19 protein-coding genes are annotated in these 19,857 nt (G+C 61.4%); 5 read left to right on the forward strand and 14 right to left on the reverse strand.

Annotated features, from left to right (window positions below; genetic code table 11):
- Positions 1 to 5 precede the first annotated feature (5 nt).
- From argC to L0U79_RS08460, 4 genes are all read left to right on the forward strand, one after another.
- On the forward strand, positions 6 to 962 hold the full coding sequence (gene argC / locus L0U79_RS08445; RefSeq protein ID WP_233841415.1) for an N-acetyl-gamma-glutamyl-phosphate reductase: 957 nt from the start codon (positions 6 to 8) through the stop codon (positions 960 to 962).
- Between the two features lie 184 nt (positions 963 to 1,146).
- Complete coding sequence (gene argH, locus L0U79_RS08450; RefSeq protein WP_233841416.1) at positions 1,147 to 2,442, forward strand: argininosuccinate lyase; 1,296 nt, start codon at positions 1,147 to 1,149, stop codon at positions 2,440 to 2,442.
- Between the two features lie 19 nt (positions 2,443 to 2,461).
- Complete coding sequence (proB, locus tag L0U79_RS08455) at positions 2,462 to 3,613, forward strand: glutamate 5-kinase (RefSeq protein ID WP_233841417.1); 1,152 nt, start codon at positions 2,462 to 2,464, stop codon at positions 3,611 to 3,613.
- Positions 3,610 to 4,872 (forward strand): glutamate-5-semialdehyde dehydrogenase, encoded by a 1,263-nt coding sequence (locus L0U79_RS08460; protein ID WP_233841418.1) that lies wholly within the window; start codon positions 3,610 to 3,612, stop codon positions 4,870 to 4,872. The genes proB and L0U79_RS08460 overlap by 4 nt, the downstream gene beginning before the upstream one ends.
- A gap of 34 nt (positions 4,873 to 4,906) precedes the next feature.
- Here L0U79_RS08460 and kynU read toward each other — a convergent pair whose 3' ends face one another.
- The 6 genes from kynU to L0U79_RS08490 form a co-directional block, all read right to left on the reverse strand.
- Positions 4,907 to 6,190, reverse strand: a complete 1,284-nt coding sequence (gene kynU / locus L0U79_RS08465) for a kynureninase (protein ID WP_233841419.1) — start codon at positions 6,188 to 6,190, stop codon at positions 4,907 to 4,909.
- Between the two features lie 70 nt (positions 6,191 to 6,260).
- Positions 6,261 to 6,782: a hypothetical protein gene (locus L0U79_RS08470; protein WP_233841420.1), complete on the reverse strand. Its 522-nt coding sequence runs from the start codon at positions 6,780 to 6,782 to the stop codon at positions 6,261 to 6,263.
- Positions 6,779 to 7,813 carry an amidohydrolase family protein gene (locus L0U79_RS08475; RefSeq protein WP_233841421.1) on the reverse strand — a complete coding sequence of 345 codons (1,035 nt, stop codon included), beginning with the start codon at positions 7,811 to 7,813 and terminating at the stop codon, positions 6,779 to 6,781. The genes L0U79_RS08470 and L0U79_RS08475 overlap by 4 nt, the downstream gene beginning before the upstream one ends.
- Positions 7,814 to 7,853: 40 nt before the next feature.
- Positions 7,854 to 9,959: an FUSC family protein gene (locus L0U79_RS08480; RefSeq protein ID WP_233841422.1), complete on the reverse strand. Its 2,106-nt coding sequence runs from the start codon at positions 9,957 to 9,959 to the stop codon at positions 7,854 to 7,856.
- A gap of 146 nt (positions 9,960 to 10,105) precedes the next feature.
- Positions 10,106 to 10,672 (reverse strand): elongation factor P-like protein YeiP, encoded by a 567-nt coding sequence (gene yeiP / locus L0U79_RS08485; protein WP_233841423.1) that lies wholly within the window; start codon positions 10,670 to 10,672, stop codon positions 10,106 to 10,108.
- 98 nt (positions 10,673 to 10,770) lie between these two features.
- On the reverse strand, positions 10,771 to 11,538 hold the full coding sequence (locus L0U79_RS08490) for an SDR family NAD(P)-dependent oxidoreductase (RefSeq protein WP_233841424.1): 768 nt from the start codon (positions 11,536 to 11,538) through the stop codon (positions 10,771 to 10,773).
- A 253-nt stretch (positions 11,539 to 11,791) separates the two neighbouring features.
- On the opposite strand from L0U79_RS08490, the gene L0U79_RS08495 reads away from it, so the two are divergent.
- The gene (locus L0U79_RS08495; RefSeq protein ID WP_233841425.1) at positions 11,792 to 12,127 is read left to right on the forward strand and encodes an RcnB family protein; all 336 of its coding nucleotides are present in this window, start codon (positions 11,792 to 11,794) and stop codon (positions 12,125 to 12,127) included.
- Positions 12,128 to 12,200: 73 nt separating this feature from the next.
- On the opposite strand, the gene L0U79_RS08500 is transcribed toward L0U79_RS08495, so the two are convergent.
- The 8 genes from L0U79_RS08500 to L0U79_RS08535 all read right to left on the reverse strand — a co-directional run bounded on the left by L0U79_RS08500 (position 12,201) and on the right by L0U79_RS08535 (position 19,510).
- Positions 12,201 to 13,223 (reverse strand): YncE family protein, encoded by a 1,023-nt coding sequence (locus tag L0U79_RS08500; protein ID WP_233841426.1) that lies wholly within the window; start codon positions 13,221 to 13,223, stop codon positions 12,201 to 12,203.
- A gap of 61 nt (positions 13,224 to 13,284) precedes the next feature.
- Entirely contained in the window at positions 13,285 to 13,851 is a 567-nt protein-coding gene (locus tag L0U79_RS08505) for a GNAT family N-acetyltransferase (protein WP_233841427.1), read from the reverse strand.
- Entirely contained in the window at positions 13,848 to 14,441 is a 594-nt protein-coding gene (locus L0U79_RS08510; protein WP_233841428.1) for a YdeI/OmpD-associated family protein, read from the reverse strand. The genes L0U79_RS08505 and L0U79_RS08510 overlap by 4 nt, the downstream gene beginning before the upstream one ends.
- A gap of 12 nt (positions 14,442 to 14,453) precedes the next feature.
- Positions 14,454 to 14,939, reverse strand: coding sequence for a GNAT family N-acetyltransferase (locus L0U79_RS08515; protein ID WP_233841429.1), 486 nt, complete (start codon positions 14,937 to 14,939; stop codon positions 14,454 to 14,456).
- A gap of 160 nt (positions 14,940 to 15,099) precedes the next feature.
- Complete coding sequence (locus tag L0U79_RS08520) at positions 15,100 to 16,002, reverse strand: hydroxymethylglutaryl-CoA lyase (protein ID WP_233841430.1); 903 nt, start codon at positions 16,000 to 16,002, stop codon at positions 15,100 to 15,102.
- 28 nt (positions 16,003 to 16,030) lie between these two features.
- Positions 16,031 to 18,031 carry an acetyl/propionyl/methylcrotonyl-CoA carboxylase subunit alpha gene (locus L0U79_RS08525; protein WP_233841431.1) on the reverse strand — a complete coding sequence of 667 codons (2,001 nt, stop codon included), beginning with the start codon at positions 18,029 to 18,031 and terminating at the stop codon, positions 16,031 to 16,033.
- A gap of 103 nt (positions 18,032 to 18,134) precedes the next feature.
- On the reverse strand, positions 18,135 to 18,650 hold the full coding sequence (locus L0U79_RS08530) for a cupin domain-containing protein (protein ID WP_233841432.1): 516 nt from the start codon (positions 18,648 to 18,650) through the stop codon (positions 18,135 to 18,137).
- Between the two features lie 65 nt (positions 18,651 to 18,715).
- Complete coding sequence (locus L0U79_RS08535; protein ID WP_233841433.1) at positions 18,716 to 19,510, reverse strand: enoyl-CoA hydratase-related protein; 795 nt, start codon at positions 19,508 to 19,510, stop codon at positions 18,716 to 18,718.
- Between the last annotated feature and the right edge of the window lie 347 nt (positions 19,511 to 19,857).

Consider the following 19,857-nt stretch of genomic DNA (forward strand, 5'->3'; position numbering starts at 1 on the left):
CAGCTATGTCGACATCGAAAAAACGCATCGGCATCGTCGGCGCTCGCGGTCATACCGGCGCCGAATTGATTCGCCTGGTGGTGGCGCATCCGGCGCTTGAGCTTGCTTATGTTTCGTCGCGCGAACTGGATGGACAGCGCGTCGATGCGCATGTCGACGGCTACCAGGGCGATCTGCGTTACAGTTCGCCCGCGCATGAAGATTTGCCGGCGCTGGATGCCGATATCGTCGTGCTGGCGTTGCCCAACGGCAAAGCATCGGTATGTGTGGAAGCGTTCGACGCCGCCGGCAAAGATCCGGTGATCGTGGATCTTTCCGCGGATTATCGGTTCAACGATGCGTGGTATTACGGGTTGCCGGAACTCACGCGCGGGAAATGGCGCGGCGAAAAGCGCATCAGCAATCCAGGCTGTTATGCCACCGCGATCCAGCTTTCCATTGCGCCGCTGAAAGATCTGCTGGCCGCACCGCCCGTTTGTTTCGGCGTTTCGGGTTATTCGGGCGCGGGCACTACGCCGTCCGACAAAAACAATCCAGAGAAGCTGCGCGACAACTTGATGCCGTATTCGCTCACTGGGCATATGCATGAAAAGGAAGCCAGCCGTCATCTCGGCATTCCTGTGGAATTTATGCCGCATGTCGCGCCGCACTTCCGCGGTTTGACGGTAACGACCAACCTCTATCTGTCGCGTGCGCTCAAGCGCGAGGAGGTCCTAGCGCGTTTCCACCATGCGTACGACAACGAAAAACTCGTGCGCGTACTCGACGAAGCGCCTTGGGTGAGCCAGATCGCTCGCAAGCATCACGCTGAAATCGGTGGCTTCGCCATGTCCGCCGACGGCAAGCGCGTCGTGGTCGTCGCGACGCTCGACAACCTTCTCAAGGGTGCGGCGACGCAGGCCATGCAAAACATCAATCGCGCTATCAGCGTGGACGAATACACCGCAATACCGACGTCGTAACTCCCTCTCCCCGCCGGGGAGAGGGCTGGGGTGAGGGGCTGAGCTTGCCTCGAATCTCCGGAATATCTCGAGGCAATCCTTTAGATCACTTCAGCTTTTTACCCAATAACGCGGCAAGATTGACCCCTCACCCCAACCCTCTCCCCGGAGGGGAGAGGGGGCTTAAAAAACGAGACTATTCACTATGAGCGACCTCCTTTGGCAAAAAGCCGGCGTCGAAACCAACGCGAAGATCATGAAGTTTCTCGCGGGCGACGACGTGCTGCTGGATCGGGAATTTTTCTTGCATGACATCTGCGCCAGCAAGGCGCACGTGGAAGGTCTCGCCAATATCGGCGTGGTCAGCGCGAAAGAGATGGACGATCTCAAGCGCGAATTGGATGCGCTTGCGGAGGATTTTCGCGCCGGCCGATTCGTGCTCGACGAACACTACGAAGACGGCCATTCCGCCATCGAAGCGCGACTCACCGAGCGTCTTGGCGACGCAGGTCGCCGCGTGCACACGGGGCGCAGCCGCAACGACCAGATTCTGGTGGCGACGCGCTTGTGGTTGAAGGAAAAGGTCGCGTTGCTGGAAGCTCATTGCCGCGCCGTCGCCGCGGTTTGTTTGCAGCGCGCTGCACAGCCGGCGCTGCCCATGCCAGGCTACACGCATTTGCAGCGCGCGGTGGTGTCGTCCACGGCGATGTGGTTTGCGGGTTTTGCGGAAGGTTTTATCGATAACGCCTGGCGCGCACGACAAACTGCCGCTTGGATCGACGCCAATCCGCTCGGCACGGCGGCGGGTTATGGCGTAAATCTACCGCTCGACCGCACGCATACCACGCAAGCGCTGGGTTTCGGTCGCATGCAGGTTTCGCCGATTTATGCGCAGCTATCGCGCGGAAAATTCGAAATGGCTGCGATGGAGGCATTGAGCAGCGCATTGCTCGATACGCGCCGCCTGGCTTGGGATCTTTCGTTGTTCACCACGGCTGAGTTCAATTTCGTCGCGCTGCCGTCGGAGTACACCACGGGCAGTTCGATCATGCCGAACAAGCGCAATCCGGATGTCGTGGAATTGCTGCGCGCTTCCTACGCCACTGTGGCGGCGGCGCGTTGCGAGATCGAGCAGTTACTGTCGCTGCCTTCCGGTTATCAGCGCGATCTGCAGTTTTCGAAAGGCTCGCTTTACCACGGCGTCACCCACGGTCTTGCAGCGCTGGAGTTGTTACCGGATCTGCTTGCGCGCATGCAGTGGAACGAACCGGTCATGCGCGCCGCGATTGAGCCGGCGATGTATGCCACCGATGTCGCCATCGAGCAGGCGGCGGCGGGTGTTCCGTTCCGCGACGCGTATCGTGCGGCCGCGCAAGCGGCCTCCGAAGCGGGGCACGGGCGCACGCCGGAATCGAGCCTGTCCGCGCGTACGTCGCCGGGCGCAGGCAACGATGTGCGGCTGGACGAATTGAAGCGTCGCCTGGATACCTTGTCGTCATAGCGGAGGACGGTGCGTCGGTATGACAACTCACGTGCTGCCCGAACATGCATTGCCAACTTGGCGACGCGCCGTATTGAAAGTCGGCAGCAATCTGCTTGCCGCCGACGGTGCCGGATTGACGCCGCGCTATGCCGAAGCGCTTGCCGCGTTCATAACAGCCAGTCATCAGATGGGGCGCGAAGTCGTATTGGTTTCGTCGGGCGCGGTGGCGGCGGGTCGTGCGCTATTGCGCGAGCGTGCGGCGTTGGGTCCCGATCTTGCCGCACGACAAGCCCTCGCTGCGCTTGGTCAGGCGCCGATGATCGCCTTATGGCAAAACCTGTCGGAACGCCCCGTGGCGCAGGTGTTGCTGACGCACGACGACTTGCGCAATCGACGTCGGTATCTCAATGCGCGCGCAACTTTGCGCGAGCTGTTGATGCTGGGCGTATTGCCTGTCGTTAACGAAAACGACACCGTGGCGGTGGACGAACTCAAGCTCGGTGATAACGACAACCTCGCCGCCATCGTCGCAGCGTTGGTCGATGCGGATCTGTTGTTGATCGCCTCGGATGTAGATGCACTCTACAACGCCGACCCGCGGCGTGATCCGACAGCTGAGCCCATCGGCCACGTACCGCAACTGACACCACAGATCGTCGCGATGGCGGGCGGCAGCGGAACCGGCGTGGGAACCGGCGGCATGCGCACCAAGTTGCAGGCGGCGGAGAAGGCGGCAGCAGCGGGTATTCCCACCGCGCTGTTCAGCGGTCGCGACGCTGTTACCGTCAAAGCGCTGGAAACCGGGCGATTGCGCGGCACCTTGATCGATGTCGCTGGCAATCGCATGCAGGCGCGCAAATACTGGCTGCGTCACGCGCCGGCTGGTGGCGGGCGCGTCAGCGTCGATGCCGGCGCGGTGCGCGCGCTGGCAGGTGGTCGCGCGTCGCTGCTGCCCGGGGGTATTCTCGATGTGGCAGGCGAATTCCATCGAGGCGATCTAATCGATATTGTCGATGCGAACGATCGGCCGGTTGCGCGAGGCTTGTGCCAATACGGTGCGGCCGAAGTACGCCGTTTGGTGGGACGACACAGCCGCGATATCGCATCGCTGCTCGGCTACAGCTACGGTGCGGAGGTCGTGCATCGCGACGACCTCGCCACACTTTCGACAGGAGAATCGGAAGCATGAGTGATATTCGTACCCAGGCCTTGGCCTGCAAGGATGCAGCGCAGGCGATGTTCGCGCTCGACAGCGATACCAAGCGCAAGCTATTGCACGACATGGCGTCAGCGCTGGAAACGCATCGCGACGAAATACTTGCGGCCAACGCGCGCGACTTGCAGCAAGCCGCTGCGAAAGGCGTGCAGGGCGCCATGTTGGATCGTCTTCGCCTGGATGAGTCGCGCGTGGCAGGCATTGCCAACGCGGTACGCGAGATCGCCGCGCTACCCGACCCGGTCGGGTTGGTGACGCGCCGTGAAACAAGACCCAATGGTTTGGAAGTGGAACGCGTGCGCATACCGCTCGGCGTGATCGCGATGATCTACGAAGCGCGCCCCAATGTAACGGCCGACGCTGCGGCCTTATGCTTGATGGCCGGAAATGCGGTGATTCTGCGTGGCGGCTCTGAAGCGCTGCATTCCAATATGGCCATTGCGTCCGCATTGCACAGCGCGTTGGAGAAGCACGATATTCCTGCCGCCGCGTTGACGTTGATCGAAGACCTTCGTCGCGAAACCATGGTGGAACTGCTGCAACTCAGCGACATCATCGATCTCGCCATTCCGCGCGGCGGCGAGGGCTTGATTCGCTTTGTCGCCGAGCACGCGCGCGTACCGGTAATCAAGCATTACAAAGGCGTCTGCCATTTGTATGTCGACGCATCGGCGGACGAGGCGCTCGCACTGAACCTGTTGATCGATGGAAAAACCTCGCGTCCCGGTGTTTGCAATGCATTGGAGACGTTGCTGGTGCATCGCGATGTTGCGACGTCGTTTCTCCCCAAAGCGGTGACCGCATTGCGGGATCGCGGGGTGGAAGTGCGCGGTTGCGAGCGATCGCGTGCGTTGATCGAAGGGATGCGCGCCGCGACCGATGAAGATTACGCCGCCGAATTTCTCGATTTGATTATCGCTGTACGCGTGGTCGACGATCTGGGCATGGCGATCGGCCATATTCAGCGATTCGGTTCCGATCACACGGAAGTCATCGCCACCCGCGACGATCATGCGGCGCGGCGCTTTATGCAAGCGATTCGTTCCGCTGTCGTGATGGTGAACGCATCGTCGCGTTTTTCCGACGGTGGCGAACTGGGGCTTGGCGCGGAGATCGGCATTTCCACCACGCGTCTCCACGCTTACGGGCCGATGGGCGCCGAGGCGCTGACGGTGGAGCGCTTTGTAGTGAAGGGCGACGGGCAGGTCAGGCACCCGCAAAGCCGGTTGTAAAAATACGTGCCGGCTTTCGTTTACGACCTCTGTTTTACGCCGTTTCGCGATGCCACGCGCGCACCGCCTCGGCAAACGCCAAACAATCCGCAAAGCGGTTATAGAGTGGCGCCGGCGAAATGCGAATGACGTCGGGTTCGCGCCAGTCGCCAATGATGCCGCGGTCGATCAGGTAGTCGAACAGCGCACGACCCTGTGTACGGCCGCCAAGCACGCGAATGGAAAGTTGCGATCCGCGACGGGAAGGGTCCTTCGGCGTCACGATGTCCAGCACATCGTGCAATTGGGTTTGCACCAGCCATTCCAGATAACCGGTTAGTTGCAGCGATTTTTCGCGCAGGCGTTGTATGCCGGCGCGATGGAAAATCTCCAGCGATACGCGCAGCGGCGCCAGCGCGAGAATCGGCGGGTTGGAAAGCTGCCAACCGTCCGCGCCCGACGTGGGCACGAATTCGGGGCCCATCTGGAAACGCGTGCTCTTATCGTGACCCCACCAGCCCGCGAAACGCGGCAGCGTGGCGCGTGCGTGGCGTGCGTGAACGAAGGCGCCGCCGACTGCGCCTGGGCCTGAATTGAGATATTTGTAGCTGCACCAGATCGCGAAATCCATGCCGCTGTCGTGCAGACGCAACGGCAGATTGCCGACGGCGTGCGCCAGATCGAAACCTACCGTGCAACCTTGCGCATGCGCGAGATCGGTAATCTTCTTCAGATCAAAGAATTGACCAGTGCGATATTGCACGCCCGGCAACAACACCAAGGCAATGCGCGAACCGTGCTCGGCGAGCGTGCGTTCGATCGCTTCCATCGAGATGGTGCCGTTGGGTTCGTCGCCGGCCAATTCGATCAGCGACAAGTTCGGACTGAACCCGTGATAGCGGATTTGCGATTCCACCGCATAACGGTCGGTGGGAAACGCGCCGGCTTCCATCAAGATCGCGTGGCGGTCGGGCGTGGGGCGATAGAAGCTCACCATCATCAGATGCAAGTTCACGCCCAGCGTGTTCATGGCGACTACTTCGTCGGGCTGCGCGCCGACGAGTTCGGCCAAATGATCGCGCACGAATTCGTGGTAATCCATCCACGGCAAGCGGCCTTTGAAATGGCCCTCTACGCCAAGTTCGCCCCAATAGTCGAGTTCCGCGTTGACGGCGTCGCGCGCGGCGCGCGGCTGCAGCCCCAATGAATTGCCGCAGAAATATTGACTGTCCCCATGTTCGTGCGGCGGTATCAGAAATTCATCGCGGAACGCGCGCAGCGGATCGGCAGCGTCGCGGGCCTGGGCCCATTCAATGGTGGCTTCGTAAGGTGTGGACATCGGAGCATTCCAACGTGATGCGTGTGTCGTCGTGCGAGTGTGGTGATGGCCGCGGACGGCACACGTCAATTTAGCTGTTCAAAGTAGAGGCGATCTGGCTGCAATTCTTGTCGAAGCTCGCCGCCCAGGTTTGCCCCGCCTGACTGGTAGTGGGGCGCGCGCAACGCAATTGAATAGCGCGACCGTCGCGGAACCAGTAGCGTTCGACATAGGTGTACGACGCACCGGTTTCGTCGGCCGTGTAAACAAAGCTGTTTTGATCGTCCTGCGACTTGGTGCTGGCCTGATAATTTTTAAGGCTCTTGGCCTTGGCGACCCCGTTGCTCACGTACTGATTGAAGTCTTCCATGTTCGCCACCTGTTTTACCGTCACGCTGACGCGCGCCAGCGTGGAGCTTGCGCTAGGGGACGGATCGGGTACCTGGAACACGCGCACTTCGGGATCGCCATCGACCTGCATGATCCCCACCCAATTGGATGGCGTGCTGAAGTGCACGCTGCCGGACGCCATGGTGACGTCGTCGGCGTGCGCCACGGCGATGCTGGCCACTGCGAGCAACGCGATTACCGACATGTTGCGCATGAATCTCATGCATGTTCCTCAGGATGAAGGTTTTGAACGAATCGATGCAGCGGCAGCCCCAGCCATTCCAAAGCGGTGCCGTGAAACAGACGGGCGCGGTCCGTATCGTCCAGTCGCAACGACTCGATACCGCTGCCCGGTTCCTGCTCGCCCAGCGGGAAAGGATAGTCGGTACCCAGCATCACGCGGTCGACGCCGGTCACATCCAGCAGATAGCGCAAGGCTTGCGGGTCGTGCACGCAGGAGTCGAAGAACAGACGCTTGAGGTATTCGCGCGGATTGCGCGGGTTGTCGGTGGCGACCAGATCCGGGCGCATGCGGAAGCCGTGCTCGATGCGGCCGATGGTCCACGGAAAGCTGCCGCCGCCATGAGCGAGCATCACGCGCAACTTGGGCAAGCGTTCCAACACGCCGCCAAAGGCGAGGCAACACGCGGCGCGCGATTGCTCGGCAGGCATGCCCACCAGCCACGGCATCCAATACTTGGGCATGGTGGCGGCGCCCATCATGTCCCACGGATGCACCATGATCGCCGCGCCCAGATCCGCCGCGGCTTCGAAGAACGGAAACAGTTCCGGCGCGTCGAGATTCCATTCATTGCAGTGCGATCCGATCTGCACGCCGCACAAACCGAGTTCGTCGATGCAGCGTTCCAATTCGCGTATCGCCAAATCCGGCGCTTGCAGCGGCACGGTACCGATGCCGGCATAGTGCTTGGGATAATCCTGGCAGATGCCGCCCATGTGGTCGTTGAGGTGCCGGTGCAATTCCAGCGCTTGATAGCCCGGCGCCCAATACGAGAACAGCACCGGTACGGTGGAGATCACCTGTACATTCACACCGAAACGCGCGTAGTCGTTGATGCGGTGTTGCGGATCGAACGACGAATCCCATACCTCGCGGAAGAACTTGCCATCCTTGTAGATGCGATGCCGGCCATCGGTGTGCGTCATCACCGGAAAGGCGTCGTTGCCGTACTTCGCGGCCAGGTTGGGCCAGTCCCGCGGCAGGATATGGGCGTGGGTATCGATCTTTAGCATGCCCCAAGTGTAACGCTTGCGGGCGATATCGACCGTAATCCTAGGGATGAACGCGCCGGTCGTCCGGGGTGGCGGTGGATTCCTGCGGGCCGCGTCGCACGACATAGGCCAGCGTATTGATGTTGTCGACCAGGCGGTCGCTGATGCGAACAAGCTGCTCCGCGCGGGGGCGGTCTTCGGCCATGGCCAATAGCGAGGAAAGGCTGCGCTGTAGGGGGCGAAGCTCTGGGGCTGGCGGCGGTACCTGATTGTTGCGCAGCGCAACGCTCAGTACGTGTAGATGGGATGCGGCGCGTTCCACGAAATGGGTCACCTCCGCCTGCTCGGGCAAAACGTCGCAGTCGTGCAACAGCGCTTCCAACGTCATGGCCGTGCGTGCCAAACGGTTCGCATTGAGGAAAAGTGCGTTGGCCAATTCCAGCAAATGCGGTGGCGTAGCCGGTTCGGCTTGCATGCGATCGAGCGATGCCTGCGCATTCGTGCGTACGGTGCGCACCGCAGTGCGCGCTTCGCGATGCGCGTGGCGCTGATCCGGGCGCGCCAATGCGACTAGGTATTGCGCATAGGCATCCAGCATGTCCGACAACGCAGCGCGCGCGCGTCCGCGCTCCCAAGTCGGCCATGCTACATATGCGAGCAGCGCCATGCCGCTGCCAAGCACGGTGTTGACGACGCGATCCATCACGGCCGTGCCGGAATTCACGCCTTCGAACGACAACAGAATCACGACCGTACCGGTAAGCGTCGCGACCGCGATGCCGTAATGCGCGGTGGCGAGATAGCGAAAGGACATGCAAAGCACGGCCATCAAGGCCAGATGCGCCCATACATCGTGCGGTGTGACGTGCAGCAACGCGGTGGTCAGCACCAGGCCGAGAATGGTGCCCACCACGCGCAACAAACCGAAGTTGAAGGTCGCGGCGAAATCCGGGCGCAGCACAATGGCGGCCGTCATCGGCAGCCAGTAGCCGTGCGGCAAGTGCCATACGCGCGACACCAGCAAGGCGATGCTCAAACAGATCGCGCAGCGCATCGCATGCCGAAACGCCACCGAGTGCACGGTGAGACTCGCACGCAACGTGCCGAGCGCCGAGTTGCCGCGCAGCGCGCGCGGCAAACGTGTTTCCGCCGTTTCCGCGCGCTGTTCGCCGCGCGAGCCGGCCCAGTTCGCATTGCGCACGGCGGCGGCGAGCTGGCCGGAAAGCGCATGGATATGCGCCGCAATGCTGTCATCGCGCGCATGGCTGTCCAGCAGCGCGGTCTCGCTGGCTTGCAAGGTTTGCAAGGCGCGCGCGGCCTGTTCCGGCGATTCGCCGTTTTCCAGCGCGTCGGCAATGGCCGTCAGTACGCGCGCGGCGTCGTTACGAAACATCGCCAGGATATTCGCGGCGCCGTGCAGTTCGTCCATGGCGACCAATTCCAGGCGCAAGCGCTCGGCCAATTCCAGCAACGCGGCGAAGGCTTCCATCGCGCGCCCTCGCGCGTGATGACGGCCGAGCAGCGTGCGTTGCAGCGCGGTCATCGCGTCGGTGAGCGCAGGGACATCTTCCTGGTTCGGCTTGTGTTCTTGCGCCAGCGCGGCCAGTCCGCGGTAAACGACGGCCAGCGCGTCACGTTCGGGGCGATAACGTTGCAGCGGCCACGCCGCGATGGAGAACAGCGCAAGCAGCAATCCGCCGGAGAAAATCAGCAGCGCGCCGTTCAACGCGTTGCCGAGCGTGGTAGGCGATGCGGCGGTGATGACAAGCAGAATCATGCTGGTCATGCCGACGCGCGCGATATCCGCACCGAACACCACCAGCAAGCCGCCGAAGAAACCGAACACCGCCGTGGCCAGCAGAATCAGCGCCAAATCTCCGCCGATCAGAAAACCGCAAAACGAAGCGAGTCCTGCGGCCAGCGAAGCCAAAAAAAGCTGCCAAAGCCGCTGGCGATAGGGGCCGGGCTGATCGGAAAACATCGTATCGAGCGCGCCGGCGCCGATCGCCAGTCCCGCTTCTTCGTGGCCGGTGAGAATGCCGACGATCAACGGAAGCACCACGGCGGCGGTGTTGCGTATCACCACCCAAGCCGGCACGTCCGGACGCTTGGTCGCAGTCAGGCTTTGCAGCACGCTGGCGCGTAGCGAGTAGGTTTGAGCGGACATGGTGGGAACGATGCCGGGATGCATCGATTCTGCCTGACCATTGTGCTGATGTCGCGTGCGTGCCGCACGAAAAAACGGCGCCGCGAGGGCGCCGTTCCGTGTTGGTTCAAACCGGCCGCAACGATGCAGCCGGTTGTCTCGACAACTTACGAAGCGCGTCCGGCGAATTCGCCCGTCACCGTATTGACCCAAACCTTCTCATCGTTGGTGATGTATTCCGGCACCTGGATTTCGATGCCGGTATTGAGCTTGGCCGGCTTGGTGCGCTTGGTGGCGCTGGCGCCTTTGAGTTCCGGCGCGGTATCGGTCACGGTAAGAATCACGCTGGTCGGCACTTGCAAACCCACCGGCGCGTCGTCGATGACTTGCACGTAATAACCTTCCACGCCTTCGACGATGTAACCGCCGTTGTCGCCGATCAAGTCCGCGTCGAGCGTGTACTGCGTGTAATCCTCGTTATCCATGAACACGTAGGTCTCGCCGTCCATGTACGAGAAATTCGCGGCGCGGCGAACCAGATCCATTTCTTTCAGATCGTCGTCGGCGCGCAGGCTCAGGTCGAATTTGCGACCGCCCGGAATGGAATACAGCGTGAAACGGAACGTAACGTTGCCGCCACGTGCTGTCGGCGAGCTGCGTTCGATATCGCGCACCTGATACACGGTGCCTTCGTGTTCGATTACGTTGCCTTTCTTGACGTCGGAAGCTTTCATGGGAAGTGTGCGATCAAAGGGTTTGGAGAAAAGGGTGTAACGCTGGCGCGAGCATGCGAAGGCGCGAATGGCCAACGTTGCTCGCGCTGCGTATTGGATTACTTCGGCTGCAACCGCACCGCGCCATCGAGGCGAATGGTTTCGCCGTTGATATAGCGATTGCCGAGAATAAACGCCACCGTCGACGCAAATTCGTCCGGCTTGCCCAGGCGCGAAGGGAAGGGGATGGAGGCGGACAGCGATTCCTGCACCTGCGGCGGCATGCCATCCACCATTGGCGTCCAGAAGATGCCCGGCGCGATGGTCGCCACGCGGATACCGAAACGCGACAATTCGCGCGCCATCGGCAAGGTCATGCCGACGACACCGCCTTTCGAGGCGGAATATGCGGCCTGGCCGATCTGGCCTTCATAGGCTGCAACGCTGGCAGTGTTGATGATCACGCCGCGCTCGCCGTCTTCGCCGGCGTCGTTGCTTTGCATCAGCGCTGCGCCGGCCTTGGCCACGTTGAAGCTGCCCACCAGGTTCACCATGACCGTGGTGGCAAAGGTGTTCAAGGGCATCGCGCCTTCTTTGCCAAGCACGCGGCCGGCGCCCAGGATGCCCGCGCAATTGATCACCACGTTCAACCCGCCCATCGCTTCGCGCGCGGCGGCGACATTGGCGACCACGCCTTCTTCCGACGTCACGTCGGTGCGGAAAAAGCGCGCGTTGTCGCCCAGCGCCTTGGCCGCTTCCTGACCCTTTTCTTCATTGACATCGAACAGGGCGACACGGCCGCCGTTCGCCACCAGATGCTGGGCGACCGCGTGACCGAGACCGGAAGCGCCGCCCGTGATGACGGCTTTGACTTGATTGAGCTGCATGGTGCGTCCCGTAAAACGAAAAGCGCAATGGTAGCGCACCGGCTCCCTGATCAGCCGGGCAGGCTGAACGGTGGCCGAGCCCCGAACGGAACATTCACGCAGCGTTCGTAAGGTTGACGCAATCTTTGTACATCGTATCGACAGCGCGGTTTCGTTCGATGCGATGTCAGTCAAATCAATGGATTGCGACATCGCCACCGGAGCGCGAACCCGTGCGATTCCCGTGCAGCGCCACGTTTACAAGGAGTACGCCATGAAGAAGCAGTTAGCAGCCATCGCCTTCTGCAGTGCGATGCTGATGTCGTCGCAATTTGCGATGGCGCAGGCTTATCGCCCCGGACCGCCGCCGCCGCAACAGCAACGCTATCGCGGCATGTACGACCAGGGTCGACACGAAGGTTGGTACAAGCGGGGCGGACGCATTCCGCCGTCGTATCGCGGCAGCAGGTACGTGGTGACCGACTACCGTCGCTATCGCCTGCGTCCGCCGCCGCGCGGATACCAGTACATCCGCAGCGACAACGGTGACTTCCTGTTGGCGGCTGTCGCCACTGGGGCGATCCTCAGCATCATTGCGGCCAGTCACTGAAAAGCCGGATCGAGAAAACCCCTCTCTCATGCGGAGAGGGGTTTTTCGTATTCGACATCGAGGGCGACGCGCCTTATGGCTTGGCCTGCATGATGCGCAACTGCGGCTTTCCCGCCAGATTCTTCAGCGGGAAATAGGCGTAGTGCGAAGCGGAGTCGACAGCCACCACATGCGCATTGGGGCCCAGCACGGCGGTGCCGAGCAAAGTTATGGCGTGGCCTTGCACTTTGAACATCGAAACCTGGTCGGATTCGCCCGCCACATAGAGCCAATCGAGCGCGGTGTCGAAGCCCAGAACATCCGGGTCTTTGGCGACATCGAAGGTCTGCACGACGCGTCGATTAACCAGGTCGAAGACGAGCAGTTTGTCGTTGTCTTCGCAGGCGATAAAAGCGAGATGCGTTTTCGGGTCGATATAGAGGCCGTGATTGCCTTTCGCACCCGGAAGATCCGTTCGGCTGATCACTTTGTCGGTGACCGGATCGATCTCCACCAGCTGCTTGCGCGTTTGCACGTTCGCAAAGATGTGTTTGGTGATCGGATCGTATTGCGTGTTGCCGACGTCGCCGCCTAACGGAATCGTGGCGATGCGCTTGTTGGTGCGCGTATCGATCACCGTATCGGTGCCGCCGTGTTCGTCGGAGACGTAGAGCTTGTGCACGTCCGGCGCATACGCCATGCCGTCGGGGTAATCGCCGGCCGGTACGCGCGCGGTGATCGTCAACGTCTTGGGATCGATGGCGACCACTTCGTCCGTACCCGTCGCGGATGCATAAACGCGATCGAGCTCTGGAACGAACAACACGCCATGCACGTGACTGACATTGTGGATATCTGTCACCACTTTTTGCGCTTGCGTATCGAACACTGTGACGATGCTATCGCCCAGATGCGCGAGATAGAGGCGATGCGAGGCGGGATCGAGACTGGCGTAATCCCAGCGTGTGGTGCGGCCGGTGAGCGGTGCATCGGTCACGGAGGCGAGCGGTAAATGTCCGGTGACGCCGGTGCTGCACGCGGTTGACGACCCGACAAGAAGCCATGTCGCGATAGCATGAAGTGCGAAGGCGTGGCGCCGACTGGATCGAATCGTCATACCCGTCTCCCGAGTGACTTGGTTCAATGCGCAACTATCGATCTTATGGCTGACGAATCGCTTAGCGATCGAGCAACGCCTGCAGTGCGTCGGATATGGCGAGCGACGAAAATGCTTGCACAGGTTTTGGCGGATTGGTGGTGCGCTGCAATGTCTTTTGCCACACACCGACATCCCACCATTGCCCCAGCTTGTAACCGGCTTCGCGCCAAACGCCCGCGGGTTCGAATCCCATGGACTCGTGCAACGCGACGCTCACCTCACCGGGCATGGTGATCACGCCGACGGCCTGATTGATACCTTGCAAGCGCATGACATCGAGCAGCACCGCGTAAAGCTTGCGCGCGATGCCGCGACGTCGCGCATCGGCGTGTACGTAGATCGATGTTTCCGCAATCCAATCGTAAGCGGCCCGCTCGCGAAAGCGCGTGGCATAGGCGTAAGCGAGCACGTTGCCGTTTTCTTCCCACACCAGCCACGGGTAGTGCTGCAGGCGAGTCAGAATGCGTTGGCGCATCGCGTCCGCGCCAGGGAGTTCCGTTTCGAACGTGATGGCGGTGTCGGTGATCGTGGGAGCGTAGATGGCGTGGGTGGCTTCGGCATCTTCGGCCCGGGCGATACGGATCATTTTTGATATTTCCAATTGCGATGTTTGCCTTCGGCCAGCCATTCCAGTGCGGTGGCGATGCGTTTCTGGCGCGTGGCGTCGGTCTTGGCTTCGGTGATCCATTCGACGTATTCGCGTTGCGCGCTGGGACTAAAGGCTTCGTAATGTTTACGCGCCGCCGCGTGCTTTTTAAGCAGCGCTGCGAAATCGGCAGGACATTCGAGCGGCGGTTTCTTCGATGGCGCGGACCGCTGCCTCGTCACACCGGCGTCTCGCAACGCCATGGCTTTGCGAACATAGGCGACCAGTTCTTTCTTGCTCGGCAATTCTTTCACCGACGTGATCTTGCCGAACTGGCCCATACCTTCATGATGCGTTTCGCCCACCACATCTTTGCCATGCCAGAAATGGAGGGCGCAATGTTGTTTGAACGCCGCCATGGAACACACCAGCTTGCCGTCGTACATAAAATGCGGGCAATTCCATTTGATGCCTTCCTCGATATCGGGATAGGCCGCATGCACCACGCCGCGCAAGTGTTCAAGAATGGGTTTGGCGAAGTCGGCCGACTTGGCGATGTAGGCGTCGATACGTGGATCGCGGTTGGCCATGGCGCCCCTCGTTTAGAGATCGCGAATGTAAAAACAATCGCAGCTGAAATGTCCGGTGCCGCCCAAGGGTTCGCGCAACGGCTCGAAGCCATGCTTGCGATACAGACTTTGCGCGGCGTCCATGCCAGTGAGCGTTTCGATATAACAGCGCTTGAAATCGAAACCGCGAGCGGCATCCAGGCAGCGGTGCATCATGTTTGCGCCAGCGCCGATGCCGCGCGCTTCGGGTAGGAAATACATTTTGCGCAGTTCGCAAATATCCGCATGGCCGCCGTCCAGCGGCGCGATGCCGCCGCCGCCGATCACGACGCCATCGCGCTCCACGACAAAATACGCGCTGCGCGGGCGCGCGTATGATGCGTGCATATCGTCGACTTCGGCATCGTGGATGGCGAAGCCGGGACCGTCGGCGCCGAATTCGGGCATGACGGTGCGAATGATGGCGGCGACCGCGGCGTTGTCGCGCGGCTCGACGGGGCGGATGGTGAAGTCGGGCATACGGCTAAAAGTAGCAGTTTGCTCGACGTTGCGGGGAGTGACGTAGGTTGGGGTGTGGGTTTTCGTTGTCGACGTCAAAAGCGCTTTGCGAAGTAGAGCGCTTTATCGCGAGGTTTTCCCCTCACCCCAGCCCTCTCCCCGAAGGGGAGAGGGAGCAAGGTCATGCGGCCGTTGTGCGTGCTTTGGTCACGCGGCTGGCAGTGGGTTTATTGAGTTGCGCGGAGAGCCACGCACCGGTCGCGACGAGCAGGTCCAGATCGATGCCGGTTTGCATGCCCATGCCGTGCAGCATGTAGACCACGTCTTCACTGGCGACGTTGCCCGTGGCGCCTTTCGCATACGGGCAGCCGCCCGTGCCGGAGACGGCGGTGTCGACCACGCGCACGCCTTCTTCCAGACACGCAAGGATGTTGGCCAGCGCCTGACCGTAGGTGTCGTGGAAATGCACCGCCAGCGCATGCATGGGAATTTCCTGCGACACCGCATGCAGCATTTCTCTCGCCTTGGCGGGCGTGCCCACGCCGATGGTGTCGGCGACGGAAATTTCGTAGCAACCCATCTCGTACAGTCGCTTGGAAACACGCACTACGTCGGCGATCGCCACTTCGCCCTGATACGGGCAACCCAGCGCGGTGGAAACATAGCCGCGCACTCGGACGCCTTCGGCTTTCGCTTCCTCCAATACCGGCTCGAAGCGTTCCAGCGATTCGGCGATGGTGGCGTTGATGTTGGCGCGATTGAACGCTTCGGACGCGGCAGTGAACACCGACACCTCGGTGGCGCCGACTTCGCGCGCGATCCGATAACCCTGCTCGTTGGGAACGAGCACGGGATAACACACGCCCGGCACCTTGCGGATATGCCGGAACACTTCCGTCGCATCGGCCAACTGCGGCACCCAGCGCGGGCTGACGAAGCTGGTGGTTTCGATGGTTTTCAAACCCGTCGACGACAAACGATCGATCAGCGCGATCTTGATGTCGGGCGGAAGCAATGTTTTCTCGTTCTGCAAACCATCGCGAGGGCTGACCTCGACCAGGCGAACATAAGAGTCTGCGTTCATATACGAAGCTCCTGCAACCGGGCGGTGGTTACGATGCGAAGCGAACAAGCACAGTATCGGCTTCCACAAACTCGCCTTGCGTTGCACTCACACTTTCAATGGTGCCTGCGCGCGGCGCCTTCAAGGCTAGTTCCATTTTCATCGCTTCCATCACCAGCAGCTCCTGACCTTCTTCGACGTTGTCGCCGGTTTTGGCTTTTACCAACACGATGCGTCCCGGCATGGGCGCGATAATCTGGTTGCCGCCGGTGCCCGCTTTGGATTCCCATGCAAACGCCGCGGCGCGGACAAACGCGTGTCGTCGCTGGCCGTTTGCATCGTGAAGCGACACGCGCTCTTTGTCGGCGTGCACGGCGAAGCGCATGCCTTGTCCGTCGAAGCGGGCGCTGAGTGCTTCACCATCGATGCGCGCGCCGCGCACGTCGCAGTGCGACGTTCCGTATTGCAATTGATAGTCGCCATCGTGACCATGCGCGTCGATTTCATAACGCTGATCGCGTAACGAAAGCGCGACGATCCGTTTGCCCGCATGCCCGATGCGCCACGCATCGGCGCGCGACCAGGGCGAATACGGATCGCTGCCGTGCGCCGCGCCGGCAAGTACGGCGCGTTCGTCGTGAAGCAAAGCGGCAGTCGCGGCAGCGAAAAGGACATGATGCGAGGGTGCCGTATCGCCAGTTAGAAATTCATCAAGGTGGCGATCCAGGTAACCGGTATCGATGCGGCCTTCGATCACCACCGGGTGACTGACCAGCCGTTCGAGAAACGCGATATTCGATTTCGGCCCGACGATGTCACATTCGGCTAACGCTTCGCGCAGTCGTTGCAGCGCTTGGGTGCGATCGGCGTCGTACACGATCAGTTTGGCGATCATGGGATCGTAAAAAATCGTTACGGTGTCGCCTTCGATGACGCCGCCGTCCAAACGCACGTGGCGCGACGGGGCAGGCAGGTGCAAGGTGCGCAACTTGCCCGAGCCGGGCAGGAAATTCTGATCCGGATCTTCCGCGTAGAGACGCACTTCGATCGCGTGGCCGCGCGCATGAACTTGCTCTTGCTGCAGCGGCAGCGGTTCGCCCGCGGCAATGCGCAGTTGCCATTCGACTAAATCGAGCCCCAGCGTTTCTTCGGTAACCGGATGCTCCACTTGGAGACGGGTGTTCATTTCCATGAAATAGAACGTGCCGTCCTGAGCGACGATAAATTCCACCGTGCCGGCGCCGACATAGCTCACCGCTTTGGCCGCCGCAACGGCTGCTTCGCCCATGGCTTGGCGACGTTCGGCGTTCAAGAAAGGCGATGGTGTTTCCTCCAACACTTTTTGATAGCGACGCTGCGCAGAACACTCGCGCTCGTTCAAATGGATAACGTTGCCCTGCGTGTCGCCGAACACCTGAAACTCGATGTGGCGCGGATGATCCACATAGCGCTCCAGAATCACGCGCGTATCGCCGAAAGAACTGGCGGCTTCGCGCTGCGCAGAGGCGAGCGCATCCGCAAATTCTTTCTCTGAGCGCACGATGCGCATACCTTTGCCGCCACCGCCCGCGGCGGCCTTGATCATCAGCGGAAAGCCGGTCTTGCGCGCGTGGTCGGCAAGTACATCCGTTTCCTGATTGTCGCCGTGATAGCCCGGCACCAGCGGCACGCGGTGTTGTTCCATCAACGCCTTGGCGGCCGCCTTGGAACCCATTGCGTCGATGCTTTCCGGGCGCGGGCCGATAAAGGCGATGCCGGCTTCCGTGCACGCGCGCGCAAAGGCGGTGTTCTCGGAAAGAAAACCGTAACCGGGATGAATCGCTTGCGCGCCGGATTTTTGGGCGACCTCCAGAATCGTGTCGCTGCGCAGATACGAATCGGCCGGTCGCGGACCGCCGATTGGCCACGCTTCATCGGCGAGGCGCACGTGTTGCGCGTCTTTGTCCGCGTCCGAATACACCGCAATGGTGTGAATACCCAGCCGCCGGCAGGTGCGGATGACGCGGCAGGCGATCTCGCCGCGGTTGGCAATCAATACGCGCTCGAACATGCGGGGGCCCTACCGGTTCGCAGAAGCTGCAAAGCTCATAAAACTAGCAGATTTGTCCGATTCAGCCGATGCGCAGCGCAGCACGACGCCGGCGAGGGGAGCGCTATTCGCCTTCCCAATAGTCGACCGACTCGCCTTGGCGCGTGATCAGGCGCAGCACTTGCGGCTTGCCGTCTTGGTCCACGCCGAAGTCGCCCAGGATGCCGTACTTGTTGGAATCCGGGTATTCGCAAATTTCCGGTGTGAGCTTGCTGCTCACCGCCAAGTAGCGCAGTTCGGCGGCGCCGGTATTGATGATTTGATGCGCGCTGTCCGGGCCGCCCGGCGGGCAGGCGATGATGTCGCCTTGGCGAATCGGATGACGCTCCGCGCCGACGCGAATTTCTCCTTCGCCTTCCAGCACGAAAAACATCTCTTCGTTCACACGATGATTGTGCAGCGGAAAGGCGCGCTTGCCCGGCGGCACGGCGGTGATGTTGTAGCCGAGATGTTTCGCGCCCATTTGCATGGACACGCGCCCAATGCGTGCTTCGAAGCGTTGCGCGGCGTCGCCGGTCGGGGCGTAGCCGGGCGGGAAGGGTTGCAGTTCGATATCGGCGATATTGACGATGCGTTTCATGGCGCAAACCCCATAGATGGCGGCGAGCAGAGATAGCGTAGCGCGGCGCTGCTGTCAGCGTGGTGTCAGCTGCTATGCGTCCAGCTTGCCGCGCGTTTGTCGAGGAAAGCGGCCAACCCTTCCTGACCTTCTTGCGAGACGCGCAAACGGGCAATCAATGCGGCGTTGTCGCGGTCGATCCGTTCGGCGGCGGCTTCAGTCAGCCCATGCATATTGAAGGCGAGTTGCTTGGCCTCGTGCTGCGCGATGGGCCCGGCCTTAGCCAGTTGCTTGAGCACGGTATGCACGGTGTCGTCCAGATAATCGGCGGCAACCACCTCGTGCAACAAGCCGATTTGCGCGGCGGTTTCCGCATCGAAAATCTCGCCGGTAAGGAATAAGCGGCGCGCCTGGCGCAAACCGACGGCGGCGATCACGTACGGGGAGATCACTGCGGGAACCAGCCCGAGTTTCACTTCGGTAAGCCCGAACTTTGCCGTGTTCACGCCGATGGCGATATCGCAGCAAGCCACAAGCCCCACGCCGCCGCCATACGCCGCGCCGTTGACGCGGGCGATGGTGGGCTTGGGCAGAAACTGTAGCGTGCGCATCAGGGCGGCAAGGCGCAGGGAATCCTCCCGGTTTTCTGCTTCGCTGGCCTTGGCCATGCCGCGCATCCAGTTGAGATCGGCGCCGGCGGAAAAGCTCGCGCCCACGCCCGTCAGCACCACCGCGCGCACGGCCGGATCGTTACCGGCATCGACCAGGGCCGCGGTGAGATCGGCGATCAGCCGGTCGTCAAAGGCGTTGTGCACGTCCGGTCGGTTCAGGCGGAGCTCGCGGATGCCCGCGTGGTCGGCGATCTGTACGGAGGAGGTCATGGGGATATCCAGGCAATGGCTGCCGGCATCCTAGGGCCTGTTCGCACTATTTGCGTAGCCCGCGTTGTCGATGAGTGGCCGCTAGGTGGTAGTGCGTGGTGCCGGCTTGACTGGCTGTCAAGCCAAGCCGCGCGCTGCCGCATGGCGGCCACTCATCGACAACCCGAAGGGCCGGGTCTGTTTGCACGCCATCCGGCGTCATCGCTCAGTCGTGTACGGACGTACACTCCCTCGCTCTTCCTTGGCTGGCGCGTAAACAGCTCCCGGCGCGGGCCACGCAAATAGTGCGAACAGGCCCCAATGATTTGGCCTGCGAACGGGCGGATTGGACGTTAGCCCCTTGCTTT

The organism is Dyella sp. 2HG41-7 (assembly GCF_021390675.1).
Lineage (GTDB): Bacteria > Pseudomonadota > Gammaproteobacteria > Xanthomonadales > Rhodanobacteraceae > Dyella_B.